The following is an 18,883-nucleotide window of genomic DNA, read 5'->3' on the forward strand; positions in this document are numbered from 1 at the left end:
CACCCCTATAACTTAAAATTTGATGTATAAAGCGGGATTTTTAGCATTTGCTTTATTTGCAGTCCATGCTGGTGAATGGATTTCAAAATGCAAATGAGGTCCGGTGACGTTCCCAGTACTACCCATATATCCTAAAAACTGCCCTTGTTTTACTTTTGTACCGGCAGAAACTGCTCTATTTTGCATATGTGCATATACAGTTTCATATTTCTTACCACCTATTGTATGTTGAATGTAAACAACATTCCCATATGAACTACTTAGATAGGATCTATGAACGACACCATCTGCAGCAGCATATATTTTCACGTTTGATCTACCACCTAATCCAATATCTATACCATAGTGAGTAGCACCCCATCTTGCACCAAATCCAGAAGTAACTTTTCCTGTGGTAGGTCTAATAAAACTTCCTGGATTTAGTTCTGGAGAATCAGATCCACCGCTATAACTAGCGCTTGTTTTGAATTTTTCTGCCCTAGCTAGTACATCGTTAACATACCAATCTGCATGGTTATATTGATAAATTGATTTTCTCTTATCTGTAGAGTAGCCGTTCTTTGAAAGATAATTTGCTGCAGTGAAAATAGCATCTTCTAAAGTAAAAGGATCTGCCTTTCCATCATTATTACCATCTACTCCGTATCCTCCACCTGCTTTAATAACATTCAAATCTGTATAATTTGTAGTATTTGAAACTCTTCCCCCTCCAATATTGTATTTCCATCCTGCCCAAGTTGCAGGAAGAAATTGCATGTGACCAACAGCTCCTGCATAAGAAAGCATTGGTTTTATTGTACTGAAGGCTGTCTCCTTACTATGAATAGCGGCTAGTGTATACCAATGTACCCCATACTTTTTTTCTGCAGCAAGGTATATAGGCATGTATTGCGGAGGTACCCCAGCTCCAGGAATTATGTCACCATCATAACTGATATCATCAAACCCGTATACGCCACCATTCCCTTTCAACCAATCTATATAATTTATATCTCCTTCAAGGAAGCTATAATTTGCTTCTATAAGCATCTTATCATCCAAGCCCAGTCCCATTGAGTTTAATATTGCATCAAAATTCGCATAATCTTGTTTTACTTGTTTACTAGATTCAAAATATTGCTGTCTAGTTTTAGTTGTAGTTTTTACTTCTACAATTCTTTCAACTTTAACTGTCTTAGTTTTTAAAAGGTACACTTTAACATAACCTGAAGTGTTAATCTTATTTTTTTTCTGTCTGGTTTCTTCTGCTAGTAGTGATTTCCACGTTTTGCTGTTTGAATTATAAAATGGAAAGTAAGGATCTGACCTATCTACAAGATACATAGGGACTTCTAACGCTTTCCAATAGTCAACTTTTTTATTTTCTTTTATGGTTTTGTGGATAATGACTGTATTTGATTTCCACGCTGTGACTTTGGGTTTATAGGAGAATATAGTTGAACCATTCCAATATTCTACAGAATTTAATTTGGTTACCATGTTTTTTGTATGTTGAACTTTCCCAACATTACATTCTTTACCTTCCTCACAAACAGTCACTTGCTTTTCTTTCCATTCATCATATTGACCATACTCAAATTCAGGAGCGAGTTTAGTAGCCATGTTTCTAATAATTTTTTTCGTTTGGGAAAGACTGTAATCTTTTTGCTCAAAAAAATCTAACATTATAGTTGAGGATATTAACCCTTCTGGTACACGATAAGGTCTTTCTAAATCACTATCCATATTCACAGTAGATTCGGATTGTTCCTTAATATACGCTTGAATTTTTGCATCATCACCACTTAAATTATCATCTGAAGTCCAAAAAAAGGATAATGCAACAGAGATGATAACAGTTACAATTATTATTCCTAAAGTTATTAAGATACCAGGAATACCTACTGTACCAATTAACCAAGCAAAAATCTGTTTTAGTACTTTTAAAATTACTTTGGCTGCAACTTTTATGGCTTTTTTGGCAACCGCAGCAGCTTTTTGTTTAAATTTTTTACTAAAGGGTTTAGATAGTAATCTACCTAATCCCTTCATTCCATTTACTAATTTTTCATTTAAGGTTTCTTGAGTATTTTTGTTATCACTCATCACTTATCACCTTAAAGAACTAGTAAATGCCTTATTTCTATGCATTTCTAATTGCTTTCTTGCAAAATTACGTTTATTCGGTACAGCATATGCCATTAAATCTTCGGGTTTAAGTGAAGTTGTAAAGTCACTATCACTAAAAGAAGGAATTAATTTTTTATTTCGTACTTCACAATTAGCAGTTATTGTTTTATCATTTTGAACTCTTGCATCCCCTGGACCGTAAGGAGAAATACGATAAGTCGTTCCATTTCTAGTACCAATCATATAACTTCTATTATGATCAATGACCATTTTGATGTTTTCCATTTCGTTTAGAGCATCTTTCATGTAATACTGTCCACTATCGACTAATTGATTGTAGCTTTGAACCTCTTGTACTACTCTTGGAGTCTTACTAGTGTTTCTATTGGTAAATAACTGGTTTGGATTTACATTAATTTTAGGTGCTGGTACTTTACCACCTCCACTGTCTAAAGAGTAGGAAGAACTTGCGGATAATAATTGACCGTCCCTAACAGTTAAATCTTGATAAACCACTTGATTATTTTTCAATCCAGAGTGACCTGAAGCCATACGCGAAACTACATGAGTTTGACCAGTTTTATCCCTAACTTGGACAACTGTATTTTTATTATCAGTTACCATTTGAATAGCCCCTTGTGCAATTTCAGTTTGGCCATTATCTAAAGTAACTGTTTGAGCCATATGTGCAACATCAGAAATTTCTTTTATTTGTTTATTAACTGCATTATTATATGGATTAAAACCTTTTAGACCAAAAGCCTTTGAGTTGCTCATACTTGGAGCGGCATATTTAGCCATCACTTGATAACCCCCAACTCCTGCAACCATACCACCTGCGTAAGCAACAGCGTTTCGGAATTTCGCTTGCTTCTCTACTAAATTACTTGGAGTATAAGACTTATAATCATTTGCAAAGGCTTTTCCGCCATCTACAATACTTTCTTTTGCCGCAGAAACTAACTGCGTAGGATTTTGTGCTAGACTATTTAGGTTTGGTTTATTTTTAATAAATGAAGTAGCAGCAGTCATACCAAGTGTTTTTGTTGCATGGCCAATTTTGGTATCTCCAACAAATTGACTTACCTCTTTAAGACCAGAGGCACCAACAACACCTTGTACTAATCCATTTCCTAGTCCAGCTGTAATACGTCCAGCTGAATTCTGAATAATTCTTTGTCCTAATGGAATGTTAGAAGGCATCGATTTTTGAACAGACGAAGTAATCTCTTGGGCTTTGCCACTTGAATCAAAGTTTTGATACGCTTGTGCGCGTGGTAGATTACTATTATTCGCAAAGGTCTCTCTAGCTTCATTTATTTTCATACTTGCTATTTGATTATTAACATAAGGAACATTCACTTCCTTACCAGAGTACATGGAAGTCCCTTTAACAGATGCAATTGAATCTTTTACATTATTAATAGAACTAATTGATTTTAACCCTTTATCAACTAACGATGGTGATGAAATACCTGTTTGAAGTTGTTGAGTAATAGCATTCATACCAGCTGCATTGTTAGAACTAATTCCCATTTCATTTGCGATAGCTGAAGTTACTTTACTAATTTGAGAAGGAGTTCCATGAAGAACAGCATTGCTATTATCTCGGATAATATTACTAATACTTTGTTGTTTTTGTTGAACCTCAGAATTCCATGCTTTTTCTTTTTGTTGATTATGACTCGTTATCATTTCAGAAGTTGCATTGGCAGGAAGTGGATTAGACTTATCATAATTTTTCATGAAATTTTGTTTGTTGTTCTTTGCCCAACTAGATGCTAATACTTCAGTAGTATTGCTTACTTTTGAACTAGCACCTTGTACTGACGACAATCCAGTTTGTACTTGTGATGAAATAGCATTCATTTTACTACTATCAGAAGTACTAATTCCTAGTTCTTGTGCAATTGACTTTGTAACATTTTCTAGTGGAACATATTTACCACTCATTATTGCGTTACTTTGGCTAGTTAAAATATTTCCAAGTTTTTGTTGCTTTTGTTGTACCTGGTTATCCCAAGCATTCTGTTTTTGTTGAGCATGGTTGGCTTTTACTTCAGATGTCGCATTATCTGGAAGTGGATTAGATTTATCATAATTTTTCATAAAGCTAGCTTTATTATCTTTAGCCCAACTGGATGTTAATGATTGAGTAGCGGTTGAAATCGGATTAGGTGAATACACATTATGAAGTTGATCACTTATTTGATCCATTTTTTCTGAGTTTTCGTTTACACCTATAATAGAACCGATATCTTTTGCCAATTGATTAGTAAATAGCTGATTTTTTTCTTGCCCATTTCTTAATTTCAAATTACCATTGCCAAGAACATTAGCTATACTTTTCTGTTTATTATCAATTTCATTTTTCCATGCTTCTGCTTTAGCATTTGAGTGAGCAGATTTTTGTTCTGCAGTCGCATTTAAAGGTAAAGGATTTTTCTCATCATAATTTTTCATAAAGTTATCTTTGTTATCTTTAGCCCAATCTTTGGCAAGGTTTGTACTTGTTTTAGTAATAGCCTTTTGGGATATACCACCAGCCATTCTTTCGGCCATTCTTTTTTCAAAGTCCTCTTTATTTATATAACTATGATTTAGGGAAGCACCATTTCCGATATCATTAGCAACATCACTCGCTAAATTTTGTATCGAGCTTTCTTTTTCCTTTAATTGAGATTGCCATGCATTTTCACGAGCATTTTGATGGCGTGATATCTCCTCTTTACTTGCATTTTCGGGAAGAGGATTTTTCTGATCATATTCCTTCATAAATGGTTCTTTATTTTTCTCCGCCCATTTATTTGTTAGATTACTAGTTGCGTTTTTAACTAAAGAAGAAGCATTAGCATTTTTCCCTTCTTTGCTTTTCATACCCGCAACCATTCCTCTTGCTTCATTTAAAAATCCTGCTTTTTTTGAAGCTTTTTCATTATCCCAAGCTTTATTCACAGCTTCTTCATGGGCATCCGGGAAACGTTCTTTAAAGTCTTTTCTGAACCCTTCTTCATTTTCATTTGCCCATGCTGTAGCTTTTTCATCAGCAATAGTATTAGCTAGTTGTTCATCCGCTGCTTTATCAGCATTATTAATATCTTTAAAACCTTTAAGTCCACTTTTCAAAAGAGCTGAACCTCTGTTTGCTAATAATTGAGCACTTGCTCCACCAACTCTTCCTGCAAGTCCACCAGCAACACCGCCGGCATGAAAACCAATTGTTGAACCAGTTAGCACACCCATTGGTCCAAGAGCAGAACCAGCAAGGGCACCAGTAGCCCCAAATACAGCTTTACCGCTTCTAGACAAAATGTTTCCTGGTTTTAACATTTTTTCAGCATTAGCAGTAGTCCCAGTATCTGTTCCTGTATTTCCTGCAAGAGTTTTTTTGATGTCTCCTACTGGATCATTATCTTCTGATGATACATTGTCAGAGTCTTTTCCGTTACCTTTACCTTTGTTTTTAGCATTAAGGTATCCCCTTTTAATAGCATCTGTAACTGATGTACCTTCTAATGCCCCTTTAGCTGCTCCATACATTCCAACTAAAGCGGACCCACCCATCATAGCAGCTGCTTTTGAGAAGCCATCATTCATTTTTCCTCCAAGACCTATTAAAGCTCTTAAAGATTCAGTTACTGGAATAAAGATAATCATTAGAATAACTGCTTCAATCGGATTTGCTGCACCAACCATAACAGCCATTATGAAATAAACGGCTGCATGAATAGATTGAACAAATATAGTGCCTACTAATTCTTTAAACCATGCCACTGTAATGGACTTTGTTTGAGGAATTAAGAAAAATACCAGCATCAAAGGACCGGTAATTAACAACAACATAAGTGTAAATTTCCGCATTGAATAATAGAAATACGCCCATATACAAAGACCGACTTTTACAATCGTAATTGCTAAAACACCTAACACTCCACCTGGATATTTAGACATTTCTATAGCATTTTTTAAATTTAATAAGTCTACATCAGATCCAAATAATCCGACAATTGCCTGGTTAGTAAGAAACAAAATGGCATAAATTGAGTACAAGTTTGCGAATAGTACTGAAACTAATAATAATTCTTTAAAATACTCAATTACATAGGTTCTATTAGATGGATTGATACTGGTCGATGAAATTTTCATTGCTGCCATAATAATACTAATTAATAAAGCGGTAACTGCTAAGGCTGTGAAAATATTCATTCCTGGAGTGTAAACCTTAGTAATTTCATTTTCTGTAAAAGTTAAGAAAGCTAAATTTTCATCCCCTCCAAAAATCAAATTCTTTAATGTTGGGAGACTTTTAAAAGGCGATGCTATCCAATCACCCATAGCAGAAAAAAGTGAGGATATAAGTTCCTGGATTTTATTCAAAGCAAGATAACGCCTCCTTCCTAATAAAAACTACTAGCTTTTTGTTTTTGTCTTTGCATTGTTTCTTCATAAACCGCTTCATTGGATTCAATAAAGAATAATTCTTCTTTACTAGGATTCGTTCGTAACCATACAGATGATTTTCCGACTCGGAGAATTCCTTCTCCTTTATCCGGATTACCGAATAGAATGTTAATTTCTCCTTCAGATAAATCAAAATTTTCTCTTATAGCTTTTAAATCCAATTTGCTTTGTTTTAAAAACATAAAAGAGTAAGTGTTTTGTAGGATCCCCCTAGCTTTCTTATTTTCAACAAAACGAACAAAATCTTGACTTGCAAGTCTTAAACCAGCGTTCCGCTTACGAGAACGTCTTGCCATTTTCTCAAGAAAGTTAACAGTTTGCTCTGAATCTATTAAAGTCCAAGCTTCATCGGCATAAACAAATTTCTTTTTCTTTGCGTTATCCAAACTCTTAACAAAGTGTTCCCATGTATAGTTAAGGAGTACATGATAAGCAATAGGTCTTAAAAAGCCTTCTTCCATTTGACTAATATTGAAATTTACGAGTCTAGCATTTTCTAATGATTGAGTGACTCCCTTTCCTAAAAAAGTTTGTCCATCAAAAATAGGTTTACTACCAGTTCTTAAGAATGGTTTGATGGCAGCTATTAAGCGAAACGCCCTTGGTTCTTCGCCGTATTTTGTTATTAAGTATTCATTAACATCACTTATTGTTGGTTCTGGTTTTCTAACCCGTGATTGAACAAGATGATTATCGATAGTTCTTACATTGTTTTCAAATAAGGATTCAGGGTGTGAATTTATGTTTAATTTGTTATGAATAACATGCTGAAGTGCTTCTTCTAAATAGTTTCTTTCAAAGACATCTAACCCTTCAGCTTCTTGGTTTTTACCTCTACATATAATGTCAAAGAAATCGATTGCCTCATTGATTTTTTCTCGAATAGGTACAAATCGAATATAGATTTTCCCATCCTTTTCTATAATTTCCTTTTCGTCGCTTTCTTCTATTAAACTAAGTTCTTCATCTCCATCTTCAAAGGGAATATCAGAATAGTTTAATGCAAGAGGGTTGATACAGATATCTTCTTCTTCGTTAATATTTAAATTAATTCCACCTAAACGTTTTGTAATTTTAACAAATTCACCTTCAGGATCTATTAATCTAGCATATACATCTGCTCCGGTAAGTTCTCTTGCAATTAAGAGTTTAAGAGTAACGGACTTTCCGCTACCAGAAAATCCAGAAATAAACATATTATAATTATCAGGTCGAAAATCTTCATTTCCGAAACTATTTATAAATTCAAGTTGATCAGTAATTTTATTTATCCCAATAGGAACTCCACCCATGTACTTTCCACTTCCAGAAATAAAAGGCGAGAAAGTAGATAAAGCACGTCTATCTATATTTCTAAGAGAATCATGTATTTGGTTTTTTCCAAAGGGCAAGATACTTTTGAACCCCTTTTGGATCCTGCCCCATGTACTAGTTAATCCAAAGAATGAACTACTTAATTCATCCTCTAAAGACTCACTAAAATAGTTTAATTGCTTCTCATTTTCTGCATATAACATGGCCAAAGTTCCAACATTAAACATATCATTTTCACCAAACTGTATTTCAGACATCAATAAGTCTGTATCTCTTATCTTTGCTGTTAAATCATTAATTTGGTCAATATTCCCTCTTTTCGTTTGAAAGGAGAGGTTAGATTCCAACATTGTAATTTGTCGCTGAAGAGTACGGATTGCATCTGATTTACCAACTTTATGAATATCAAGAAATACATCTACCTCTCCACTTGATAGTAAGGAATTGAGCCAATTGGTTTGCATTTTCCGTGGATATCCATCTCGAGGTATGTACATTGGTCTAAAATATGTTTTTGTACCTAATGATGTCTTTATAACTCCATAATCTTCCGACTCAATTTTTAAGCCTTCCGGAGAAATAATTTCCCACATTGTTGGTTTTGTATCAATTTGATAATCTATATCTTTTACTTCATTGCTTTTTTTATTTTTATTCCCTTTTGCTTTCTTACTAGTATTTTTTTTAGCTAGCTTCTTTTTCTCTTGCTCTCTCTCTTTCGTTTTCATTATCTTCATATTCCTGAATCGTCTCCTTTACTAAGTCAATATGAGAGTCTGTTTGATCTGCAGTTACATATAATGCATCCTTTTCTTGATTAACCAAATCCTTAAATCGGTTTTTTACAGCTTTACGACGATTAAATGTATAGTAAAGTAATTCATAAATACCTTCTGTTGGTAAAAGAGAGACATGTATATCGGCTTTTCGCAATTGATTTCTTGCAGAATTAACCCTTCTCATTAATTCAGCAAAAGCTTTATCTACAATTTTTTCTTCTAACTCTTCTTCAGAATCCGCGCTAATAGAGTTAACATTTATTTTATGAGTGAAAATCATATAAATTTTAGTTTCAAATCTTGGTGCGGATTTTTGCCATTCAACAATATCTGCAATCATCGCTTTTCCAAATGAAAGGGCAGCTTCATTTAAATCCTTGGATTCTTCCATTACTTTATTCATTGCTTCAATAGGCTCCGAAACATCAACGAATCTATTTTGGAGATAAACACTTACAGGATAGTTAAGTGTTGCTGTCCAACTCTCAAAAGTCACATCAATTGCCTCTTGTTCAAATTGGCTTTTAAGAAAATAGTTAACAGGGTCTACTTCAGCGATTATAGAAAAAGAATAGTCAGTATAATGAATAAGGTGATTAGATATATCTTTTACATCTGAGAATAACTCTTCGAATATTTTTGGATCTTCTTCGGCTTGAAGAGGATTATTCTTCCCATTTTCATTATTTTTCTTATTTAACTTTATTGGTGTTGCTTTTTTTCCTCTACCTGGGATAATCGGTTCCTTCAGCATGATTTTCATGAAAACATATGCACCAACTGCAAAGAGCAGCATAATCAAAAGAGTTCCCACTTTAACTATTCACCATCCATTTCTTTGGATACGTTCCTTTTCTCCATATGCCATTTTGTTTTTTCATGTTCATTTTTATTAAAAAGTACTGATCGAAGTTTAAATGAAGATTTTTCTTTTTAAAAAAGCCAAAAACAATTACGAAAATTGCTGTTGGAATAACACTAAATACACATGCTATCAATGCCACAATAACACCGGCACTTGAGAATATTTTGTATACCATTGGGATATATGCATAAACTATTGACCCTGCTGCTCCTAGATAAATCAATTGTCTAATTGAGATGAATCCCAAAATAGTTTTTTGTTCAGATGCCATATCTATTGGAACCTCAGCTCTTCGACTCATTTAATAATTTCCCTCCTAGAAATGAACCCCTCAATGTAAAGTACGATAGAGGGGTTTCAAACCAATATTTAAGCTCCAAATCCTGCAAAATAACCAGCTATTACTTTTGCTTGTACAATAACAAAGACTCCGATACCCGCCATTGCAAGACCAATAAAACCTTGTGTTCTATTTTGTGGATTCCCTTGTGAGCCAGATAACTTCATTCCAGCAAAGATAATACAAGCTAGTGCCCATATTGCACCGATTCCTGTGATAAGATATACAACGTTATTTAACTGGGTATATATCTTACTGTCTTTTACATTCCCTTGACTGGTGATTCCAGCTTTTTTCCATGCTGCTAATGCAGACTCTGGAACAAATAAGTAAAGATAGGTTAGTATCAGTGCCCCTAGGTAAAAAGGAATATCATTTAACCCTTTTACTCTTTTGATTGCCCCTGTCTTCATTCTTAAAATCCCTCCTTTTAAATCAAGGAAAAACCAATAAAAAAAGTCCCCGAAAAGACTATGGAAGATTGTACTTATGTACAATGCCATAGAATTCTCGGGGACTTCCCGTTGTTTTTTCACTTGTAACCTTATCATAATAAAAACAAGAAATATGGTCAAGGTATTTTAGCCAAAAAATATACTGATACGAAACCCAACTTTAATTTAAAACATCAGAAAGTAAAACTATTAAAAGAAATACTAGATAATGCTGCTCTTGATATATTTATTAATATGATTTTAGAATTTTAATTTCTCGTGATTAATTCTTAGGAAAATTAAATCATTCAACCAAAATATTACACTACTAGAGATGATCATATAATAAAAATTTTGGTCTAAGTAAAATTGGGGATTTAGATCGGTAGCAAGCGGATAGAAAATCAAATTAACTATAAAACCTAATATACAAAATAATACAAAATTTTTAATATAGGAATTATTTAGGGACTTTCTAAAGAAAAATTGAATGGGCGCTCCTATTACTAGATAGATTAAACTAAAAATTGTAAAAAATAACAAGAATGAAGCTAAATCAAAAGAGTCGAAAATAGAAAATGGAACCGTGTTAATAAAGTAAAACAAAAAAAGAGCAAGAAAAAAAGCTGAAGAAACAGAACAAATTAATAGTCTGATAAAAAAGTTGTTTATTAATTTCATGATAAACATAGTACCTCCTCCTAATTCCAATATTAGTAAGTTATACCTATATATAGTATAGATGTATATTGTTACAATTAATTATAGCATTACTACTATACATATATAGCTTTGTAATGAAAATTTAAAAAATAAAAGGAGGAAAAAATGTAAAAAAAAAAGATTATTTTTACTTCAATTATAGCCTTAGGATTTGCTATGTCTCCCTTAATTGTTAGCGCTGACAATGATGTAACTGTTAAAACAAATGATAATAAGGTGATCTTAGAGTTAAGCCCTAAAAAGAACGAATACTATAAAATATACAAAGACGACCAGTTAGAATATAGTGGTACAAACAATAAATATACAGACTATATTGATCAATCACAAAAATATAAAATAGGAGTCTATTCAAATGGTAAACTAAACGAGGTACTCTCTGTTAAAGCGGCTGATAATAAACATAATATTTTTGAACCAACATCTATGAATACCGCAGAAAAAGAGGAATATATTGATAGCATAGTTCAAAATACAAGATTAGAAACTATCGTCACCTCTAATTCAGTAACTATACAATGGCCTAAACTTCCAGATGAAGATAATGTTTATGAAATATTCAAAAATAATGTAAAAATCGCTGAGACAACAGATCTAAATTATGTTGATACTAATGTAGAGAGTGGCAAAGAATACAATTACATGCTAAAAATTAATAATGTTGTTTCTGAAGAAACTGCAGATTTAATAAAAAATGAAGCAATAAAAGAAAAAATAGTATTAACTGATGAAATGTTTGAATATGATGGCTCAATATCTACCCTAGTAGCAATACCATCCGTAGAGGAAGAGTCATTGACTGAAGATCCAATTATGGATCCTATCTTTGAAAAGGCAAAGGGTAGCGGCACTATTGGTACAAAAGCAATTCCTAAATCAAATGAGTTTTCATTTGATTACAGGACTTATATACCATTCAAGTCAGTTAAAAATCCAAATGTTTTAACTAATGATGACTATCCTTACTTAAAAGGAGATAATAGATCAAATCCTACTGCTTATTCTGATAAATACAGAACAGAAGCTAGAGTATATGCAATGTTAAGTCAACCAGCAGCAGTAACCTTATGGAAAAGTGTTTCAAAATCACATTATTGTACTGCTTCAAGCTGTTCATCACCAAAATCTCTTGGAACTGCATCGGATAGTGGAATTAAATTACTTAAACATAGAGTTAAAACTAATGACTTAATGTGGGCTGTGAATCATGCAGTGGGTGTTCCAAAAATTTCTGCTCCTAAAATTGATTATAATTATGTTGCTCAACTTTCTAATAAATCATTTATTGCTTATGGAAAACATGATAGAGCACCAAGTCATGAATTTTATATGAATTACCCAACTGGTAGCAAGAAAATTTATTCCCATCAAGTTACTAGTTCACTCGAATTTTTATTGCTTTTTGGTGTCGTACAAGGATCATGGAGTTTTGATATGTAATAATAAAACCATAAACTGTGCTCACTAGAAGGTGTATTGAAGCAAAGTTTTTACATCAAATAAAGTAAAAAAATGCGAGTATTAAAATTTTCTTCTCATAGCATGGGGTAGCGTCAGGAAAATGCGGTTTTGCAAAGCTAAACCTATTTTCCTGACGATTACCCCTTCTTTATCCTTATGATGATATATGGTTTATTTTCCCCTAGGGTATTGACTTATTCCCCAAAGAGTGGGAATCTTTCTAACACAGTCCAGTTAAACGGATCTTTTATTCTAAAAGAACTCTAAACCTATCATTAAATGATAGAGTGGACTAAAGAGATCTGATTCAACAAGTTCTTTCATATGGTCAAAATGAATTTGTAATTCTTCCATTTCGCTGAGAAGAATTTCGTTATTTGAACTTCCTTCTAAGCTGACCTTAATATAAAGAACATCTGAAGATAATTCATCAAGAATTTGCTTATCATATAACTTTTTTAAAAGTTGATCTTCCTTTCTTCTGTTTATCTCATTTAAGAAATTTTCTAATTGGTTAATTACTTCTTTTTTCTTCATTTTATTATCTCCTTTCACTTTGAACTTTCTAAGTAAATAGATTACTTCGTTCGTGACTTTATTATAGTTAACTGTCCTTTATATATAACCGGAAAATGTTCGAGTAATTTCAGCCCTATAATTAGATACTTGCAATCTTAACTTCTATTAGGACAAACGGTTAATATTAAACATCTAAAGAGTTATAGGGAAAAAGTGAAGAGAGTGTACCAAAAATTAAACTTTTTTTGAATAAATTGTGAACTAGTAGGATTATATACTTATGAAATAGAAAGATTAATATGAAAGGAGGGATATAATTGAACGACTATGATTTGTTACTCCATCTAAAAAACCAATATGATGCAACCAATACTTCCACCGACCTCAAAAACCTCATCGATACCTTCTTAGAATATTTTCCAATCGAATAACATATAATAGTTCATCTATTTGTTTTGAATTAACATTAATATGCAGCTTTACTAAAAAAAGAGGAAGACAAAGATGTAGGATTGTTACTTGAAGAAAGAAAAAGATTATTAATTAAAGAACCTTGTTCAACAATAGAAAACACAAGGAATAAAAAGGAATTTCAATTTCTTATTAATAAGTTTTTATCTAAGAAATTATCTTTGGTTGTTATGATAGTTCTACACTTAATAAATAATGTTCTTTATTTATTAAGTGTAGAAAGTAAAATACATTTTCTAAATATTAAAAATCTCTCGGTTGAATAATGTACCTATCAAGCCGAGAGATTTTTGAATGCCATTTTAATTGTTACATTTAACTAATTTTGATATCTGAAAGTGAATCAACTATGTCTTCATGAAGAATATTGACCTTGAAGTATTCTCTTAATTTACATAAGAATACGTTTAAATTATATTTATATCTTATTTGTATTTTGGTAATACCCGATTCAGGTAAATATTCATGTCCTTTATAACTTCCACCTACTATAAAGAGAGTGATTGTATCACCTTTATAGTCTTGTCCGTTAAAACTAGGTAAGATGGTTAGCGTTTTATTTCCTATATAAGCGGCTGCAACATCTATTGCTGCTTCCGTTGGAGTTACTTTCACTTTAGTATTATTAAAAATGCTATATACTGGCATATTAAGGTCCACCTTTTAAATTTTTTAGATTATAACTTCTTTATACTTATACTAAATTCCATCAATAAATCCTTTTAATGTTAGGGATTTTATTGTTTAATAATAAATCATCAATCCCTTTTCCATCCGATTCTTTCCAAACAATTAAATTAGCATGAAATTTTTGTTTTTTTAATTCCTTTGCACACTCCAATAGATGTTTTTTTACATATACATTCTCAATAGCATCTGCATCGAAACAAATATTAACAGTTTGAACCCCCATCTCTTTTAATACGGGGATTGCTAACCTCCATGCTCCTACACCAGGAAGACTAATGAAAGTATCTCCAATTTGATCTATCTCTAATGGATCATATAGATTAGCCATTAAGTCAACTGCTATATCTCCTTTTAAAGCTCCTTCACCAAGCCACACGGTTTTAGCTTTATAAAGAGTACCAGGAACCCATTTTTTTAACTTTGTACTAGGAATTGATACATGAATAGGTGCTGGATTACCAGAACCTGTCCCATTAGGTTTATTGGCAGAACTTAACCAGTAATATCTATTCGCTTTTTTAACTCTAATCCATCCCAATAACTCATTATTATCTGTAATAGTAGTCCATTCCTTTTGTAGAGGAACCTCGCCTTGAAATATGATATTTCCTTTATATTTTACTTCTACAACATTTGGCTGTTCGATTACTTTAGCCTGAAATTCTTTCCCATTAAGTTTAACTTCCACTATATTCGGTGGGTTATCAATTCTATATTGAAAGCCTTCGATTTGGTTATATTGGTTTCTGTAAGGAATGAGAATTCCTTTCATTCCTGCTATACTCCAATAACCATTTTGAAAATAGAACCCTGGTATTCCTTGAAAATCATTTATCCCTAAATCATTGCTAATGGCCTTTACAATATTCCAAGGCTTATCAGGGAATGATTTATAATTTCTGATAGTTATTTGTTCATCACTCAATTTCCGTTCATTTGAAGTTAAATGATTATAATGAAAATCATCTAAAACTAGATTATCTAAAAGCGCATGATAGATGGTATCTAGTGTGATACGGTCCTTTTTGGGAAATCCATTTACTTCTTCAGCCATTCCCTTAACATTCACTTTATTTCTATTATCTTCTTTTAATACATGCAAGTAACTAATTAACGCGGAGTTTTTTGAAAACTGAATATCGCTTTCTACTCGAATGCATACTACTTTGCTATTATCTTCATTGGTCATGCATGCTCCTGTTTTGCCACAAATGGGACAAGGAGTACGATAATATTCATAAAACCCTTTTACTTTTGTTTTTCTATATAAGGAATTCATACTTATCCTCCTCTTTCGTCTTGTTAAATACAATATTTAAATCTACTACGATCAATTGGTGGCATAGTTGTAACAATCTTAAATTGATGATTTGATACTTTTGCAATTACTACTACCACTGGATTATCGTCAGTATCTCTTCCAAGTACTGCAACTTTTGAAATGGATTGCCTTTCCACTATTTCTCCATTTAATATGGCAGTAACTATATCTGCTTTGGTATAACCTCTTTGCTCTAATCGCTGCATAGTATGAATGCTGATTATAATTTTGCCTTTTCCACTAAATAGTACTTTTTTTACTTCTTGTAATTTCATCTCCTTCACCTCCAAAAAAAAAGACTTTGGTATGTAGTTAAAGGACAGAAATACTCCTCAAAACTACGAACCAAAGTCCGCTATTATTAATTATTAAACCGCTTATCAAAAAGAAAGCAACAAAATACTAAAATATATACAATTTATGTATTTATCATAGCACTTTATTTAAGTTCTATTCAACCTCTTGATTGGAAAAGTTTTTTGATAAGTGTTTTGAGAGGAAATTTTTTTGAATTTGATATGGAATCCAATTGAAATCCCGCCTTAATAAGATTTTCATAATTCTCTTTTACTTTTTCCCTTACTTCATCAAATGAGATAAGAGGCTTCTTTTTATATTGTAATCGAATATATTCTTCTGTTAGATCCGGAATGGTCCCTATTATGGGGAGTTCGAGGCCATTCACTAAAGAGTTAATCTTACTAAATGGAAAACTACGATTATAGATTAATTTCATCGATATTCCATGTTTTTCTCTTAATTGGTGAATATACTTTTTCCACATTAGAATATCTACAATTGAATTGTCTACCATTACCCAAAGTTCATCAATATTTTTAAGTACTTTTTCTGTTTCTTCTGTCATCTTTCCACTTGGCAAATCTGTTAAAATTACATCATGATATCGAAAAAATTGAAAATACACTTCTAAAAAGTCCTCAGTCCAGTTATAAACATAATCTTTTTCTCCAATAGGTAACCATAAAACTCCCATATATTGCCAATTTGTTTTGTGATAATCTAATTCCATAAGTTCATATTCTTCTAAATGAAACACTTCTATAAAAGAACGAAAATTAACCGGCATTGGTTCATATCTAGACAAAACACTAGATAATTTTGGAGGTTGCATTGCCTCTATAACAGCTGTTTGTATTTTTTGTTCTTGAAGGTATATTGCAAAGTTTAGAATAAAACTCGATACTCCTATACGATGAAGTGGAGACCATACAGCAATCGTTTTGTTTTGTGGGTATTGTTTTCCTTTGTATACATATTGCTTTCTCATAGCTTCAATTTTATTTGTACTGAAATGACTAATGTTAATAGGATATTCCGTTGATGGGAAATCATCTTTAATACTCACCGGTGGTGCATTGTTACAATCAACAGTTTCAATGGAGTCTATTATTTTATTTTCTTTTGCTTCTCCTGTAATTGAAGTATGTAAAGATCCCTGGTCAACTTGAACCTCCATATTGAGTGTATTCTCAGAAGTACTAATATCTTTATCTTGACTATTTTTTACTTTTTTTGGCCAGATGAATAGAGCCTTTCTGAGCGAATCCTCATTCTCAAAGAAATACATGTTTCTCCCATTTGCTTTATTGTCATTTGAATTACCCAAAATGTAAATATCATGGACTTTAAGAGTCGTAAAGAACTGATTGTTTATTTCATCTGAAGTAATAATTAACAAATTAAAGATGTAATTTTCTTCTTCATGGTTAATGAAGTTAGAATCATAGAATACAATTTCTACATCATTTGATTGTATTGCCCCGATGATCTGTTCATCACTTATAGAGGTTAGAACCTTTTTCATAGATTAAATGCTCCTGTTTTAAGTATTCATCAATTTTTTTTCGGAATTTAAATGGAAAAGGAATTGTTCTGCTTTCCACTTTTCTTAAATAGCTGCTACTGATTCCTATCTCTTTCGCGAATTGAAATTGATTTAACTTCAATCGTTTCCTCAAAATAATAAGTCTTTCAACATCATCTTCAATACAAATTTGGTTTAAATTTCTCATCATTTTTTCCCCTTCTTTCCAAAAAATAAAAAAAACCGCTAATATCCCCTTAGATAAGAGGATACTAGCGGTTATCGCTTTCATGTTTACTATTAATCTAAATAGAGTATATCATAGACTTTAAAAAATATATAGAATGAATTATTTAATAGTTGTTACAGTTGGAGACAAAATGTATAATTTAATTATAACTTTTTTATATTTTTAATTTTGTGGCGATCCTTTTGGATTTGCGGTTTCTAAAATAAACATACAGCCTTTGGGTTGATAGATTTTAAGAATAGCATTTTGCTATTCTTTCCCTATCTCTCCAAAGGCTTTTTTATGTTTATCGATGTAAAAGAGTTATAAATTATTCTAAGAAAGGGAGAGAAAAAAATGACGACGCAATCTACAGAAGAAATTCTTAACAAATTAAGACAACCATTCTCACAAAATGATATAGAATGGAAAGTTCAAACAAGTAACAAAGGTAACAACGGAGCTTATGCTTTTGTAGTAGCTTACGTGAATAACAGAGCTATTCAAAATAGACTAGATGAAGTATTTGGTATTGGCGGCTGGAAAAACTCATACGTAGAATTCTCCGGTGGTATAATTTGTGAACTTAGTTGTTATATTAATGGCCAATGGATTACCAAATCGGATGGTTCTGAACCTTCTAATTTTGAAGCCTTTAAGGGTGGTTTATCGAATGCGATGAAGCGAGCTGCTGTACAGTTTGGTATTGGGCGTTATTTATACAAATTAGAGCCGATATATGTTCAAGTTTCTGAAACTAAAAGTAATAATTCTATCTACTTGAATGATAAAAAAAACAAAGTAGTGGGTTATTATGAACCACCGTGTTTACCTGATTGGGCTTTACCACCTGATGAGCAAAAACAAGGAAAAAACAATGAAACAACTAGTACTAGCGATAATAACAATAAAAAAAGAGAAATTGATAAGAAGACTGGAAATAACACCTTCAATAGGAATTCTTATTTTATTTCTATCACCGAATTTATAAATAAAATCAAGCTTAAACCAAGAGCAGCAATGGAGTTATTTCATCATATAAATTCTGATACTAAATCTGATTGTGTTGAAATAAAAGATATTAAGGAAAAGGCTACTGACAAAGAGTTAATTAAATACTATGAAACCTTAAAACCCGTAAGTGACTTAGTTAAAATGAGTATTCATTATAAAATACCAGTTGAGAATGTATTAAATTATGTGAGGATTTTAAAACCACAAGAGAGGATCGATAATCTTCATTCTTGTTTACTACGTTTGAACAGAGAAGACATTAAAGAAATCAATGGATTTATTGAAGGTGATATAAAAAATAATATGTTTGAACATCAAACAGCGTAAA

General features: G+C 32.1%; 14 protein-coding genes. 2 read left to right on the forward strand and 12 right to left on the reverse strand.

Annotated features, from left to right (window positions below; all coding sequences use genetic code 11):
* Window positions 1-12: 12 nt before the first annotated feature.
* The 6 genes from NST77_RS24775 to NST77_RS24800 form a co-directional block, all read right to left on the reverse strand.
* A complete protein-coding gene (locus tag NST77_RS24775) occupies window positions 13-2,085 on the reverse strand; it encodes a peptidoglycan DD-metalloendopeptidase family protein (protein ID WP_341123816.1) in 2,073 nt (690 codons plus the stop codon).
* Between the two features lie 6 nt (window positions 2,086-2,091).
* Window positions 2,092-6,486 (reverse strand): hypothetical protein, encoded by a 4,395-nt coding sequence (locus tag NST77_RS24780; RefSeq protein ID WP_341123817.1) that lies wholly within the window; start codon window positions 6,484-6,486, stop codon window positions 2,092-2,094.
* A 20-nt stretch (window positions 6,487-6,506) separates the two neighbouring features.
* The gene (locus NST77_RS24785) at window positions 6,507-8,621 is read right to left on the reverse strand and encodes a VirB4 family type IV secretion system protein (protein WP_047944562.1); all 2,115 of its coding nucleotides are present in this window, start codon (window positions 8,619-8,621) and stop codon (window positions 6,507-6,509) included.
* Window positions 8,569-9,459 carry a hypothetical protein gene (locus NST77_RS24790; protein ID WP_341123894.1) on the reverse strand — a complete coding sequence of 297 codons (891 nt, stop codon included), beginning with the start codon at window positions 9,457-9,459 and terminating at the stop codon, window positions 8,569-8,571. The genes NST77_RS24785 and NST77_RS24790 overlap by 53 nt, the downstream gene beginning before the upstream one ends.
* A gap of 19 nt (window positions 9,460-9,478) precedes the next feature.
* The gene (locus NST77_RS24795; protein WP_016204245.1) at window positions 9,479-9,829 is read right to left on the reverse strand and encodes a PrgI family mobile element protein; all 351 of its coding nucleotides are present in this window, start codon (window positions 9,827-9,829) and stop codon (window positions 9,479-9,481) included.
* A gap of 68 nt (window positions 9,830-9,897) precedes the next feature.
* The gene (locus tag NST77_RS24800; protein ID WP_016204246.1) at window positions 9,898-10,281 is read right to left on the reverse strand and encodes a pilin; all 384 of its coding nucleotides are present in this window, start codon (window positions 10,279-10,281) and stop codon (window positions 9,898-9,900) included.
* 900 nt (window positions 10,282-11,181) lie between these two features.
* On the opposite strand from NST77_RS24800, the gene NST77_RS24805 reads away from it, so the two are divergent.
* Window positions 11,182-12,465 carry a hypothetical protein gene (locus tag NST77_RS24805; RefSeq protein ID WP_341123818.1) on the forward strand — a complete coding sequence of 428 codons (1,284 nt, stop codon included), beginning with the start codon at window positions 11,182-11,184 and terminating at the stop codon, window positions 12,463-12,465.
* A 273-nt stretch (window positions 12,466-12,738) separates the two neighbouring features.
* Here the strand turns inward: NST77_RS24805 and NST77_RS24810 are convergent, their stop codons facing one another.
* The 6 genes from NST77_RS24810 to NST77_RS24835 all read right to left on the reverse strand — a co-directional run bounded on the left by NST77_RS24810 (window position 12,739) and on the right by NST77_RS24835 (window position 17,520).
* Window positions 12,739-13,023: a hypothetical protein gene (locus NST77_RS24810; RefSeq protein ID WP_341123819.1), complete on the reverse strand. Its 285-nt coding sequence runs from the start codon at window positions 13,021-13,023 to the stop codon at window positions 12,739-12,741.
* Between the two features lie 768 nt (window positions 13,024-13,791).
* Window positions 13,792-14,124: a hypothetical protein gene (locus NST77_RS24815; RefSeq protein WP_016204923.1), complete on the reverse strand. Its 333-nt coding sequence runs from the start codon at window positions 14,122-14,124 to the stop codon at window positions 13,792-13,794.
* A 61-nt stretch (window positions 14,125-14,185) separates the two neighbouring features.
* Complete coding sequence (locus NST77_RS24820) at window positions 14,186-15,445, reverse strand: DUF3854 domain-containing protein (protein ID WP_341123820.1); 1,260 nt, start codon at window positions 15,443-15,445, stop codon at window positions 14,186-14,188.
* A 23-nt stretch (window positions 15,446-15,468) separates the two neighbouring features.
* Window positions 15,469-15,762, reverse strand: a complete 294-nt coding sequence (locus tag NST77_RS24825) for a DUF4258 domain-containing protein (protein WP_016204952.1) — start codon at window positions 15,760-15,762, stop codon at window positions 15,469-15,471.
* Window positions 15,763-15,941: 179 nt separating this feature from the next.
* Window positions 15,942-17,312 (reverse strand): hypothetical protein, encoded by a 1,371-nt coding sequence (locus NST77_RS24830; RefSeq protein WP_341123821.1) that lies wholly within the window; start codon window positions 17,310-17,312, stop codon window positions 15,942-15,944.
* Window positions 17,284-17,520 carry a helix-turn-helix domain-containing protein gene (locus tag NST77_RS24835; RefSeq protein ID WP_226793382.1) on the reverse strand — a complete coding sequence of 79 codons (237 nt, stop codon included), beginning with the start codon at window positions 17,518-17,520 and terminating at the stop codon, window positions 17,284-17,286. The genes NST77_RS24830 and NST77_RS24835 overlap by 29 nt, the downstream gene beginning before the upstream one ends.
* A 378-nt stretch (window positions 17,521-17,898) precedes the next feature.
* On the opposite strand from NST77_RS24835, the gene NST77_RS24840 reads away from it, so the two are divergent.
* Entirely contained in the window at window positions 17,899-18,882 is a 984-nt protein-coding gene (locus NST77_RS24840) for a Rad52/Rad22 family DNA repair protein (protein WP_144545533.1), read from the forward strand.
* The last annotated feature ends 1 nt before the right edge of the window (window position 18,883 follow it).

The organism is Niallia sp. FSL W8-0177 (assembly GCF_038006285.1).
Taxonomy (GTDB): Bacteria; Bacillota; Bacilli; order Bacillales; family Cytobacillaceae; genus Niallia; species Niallia circulans_A.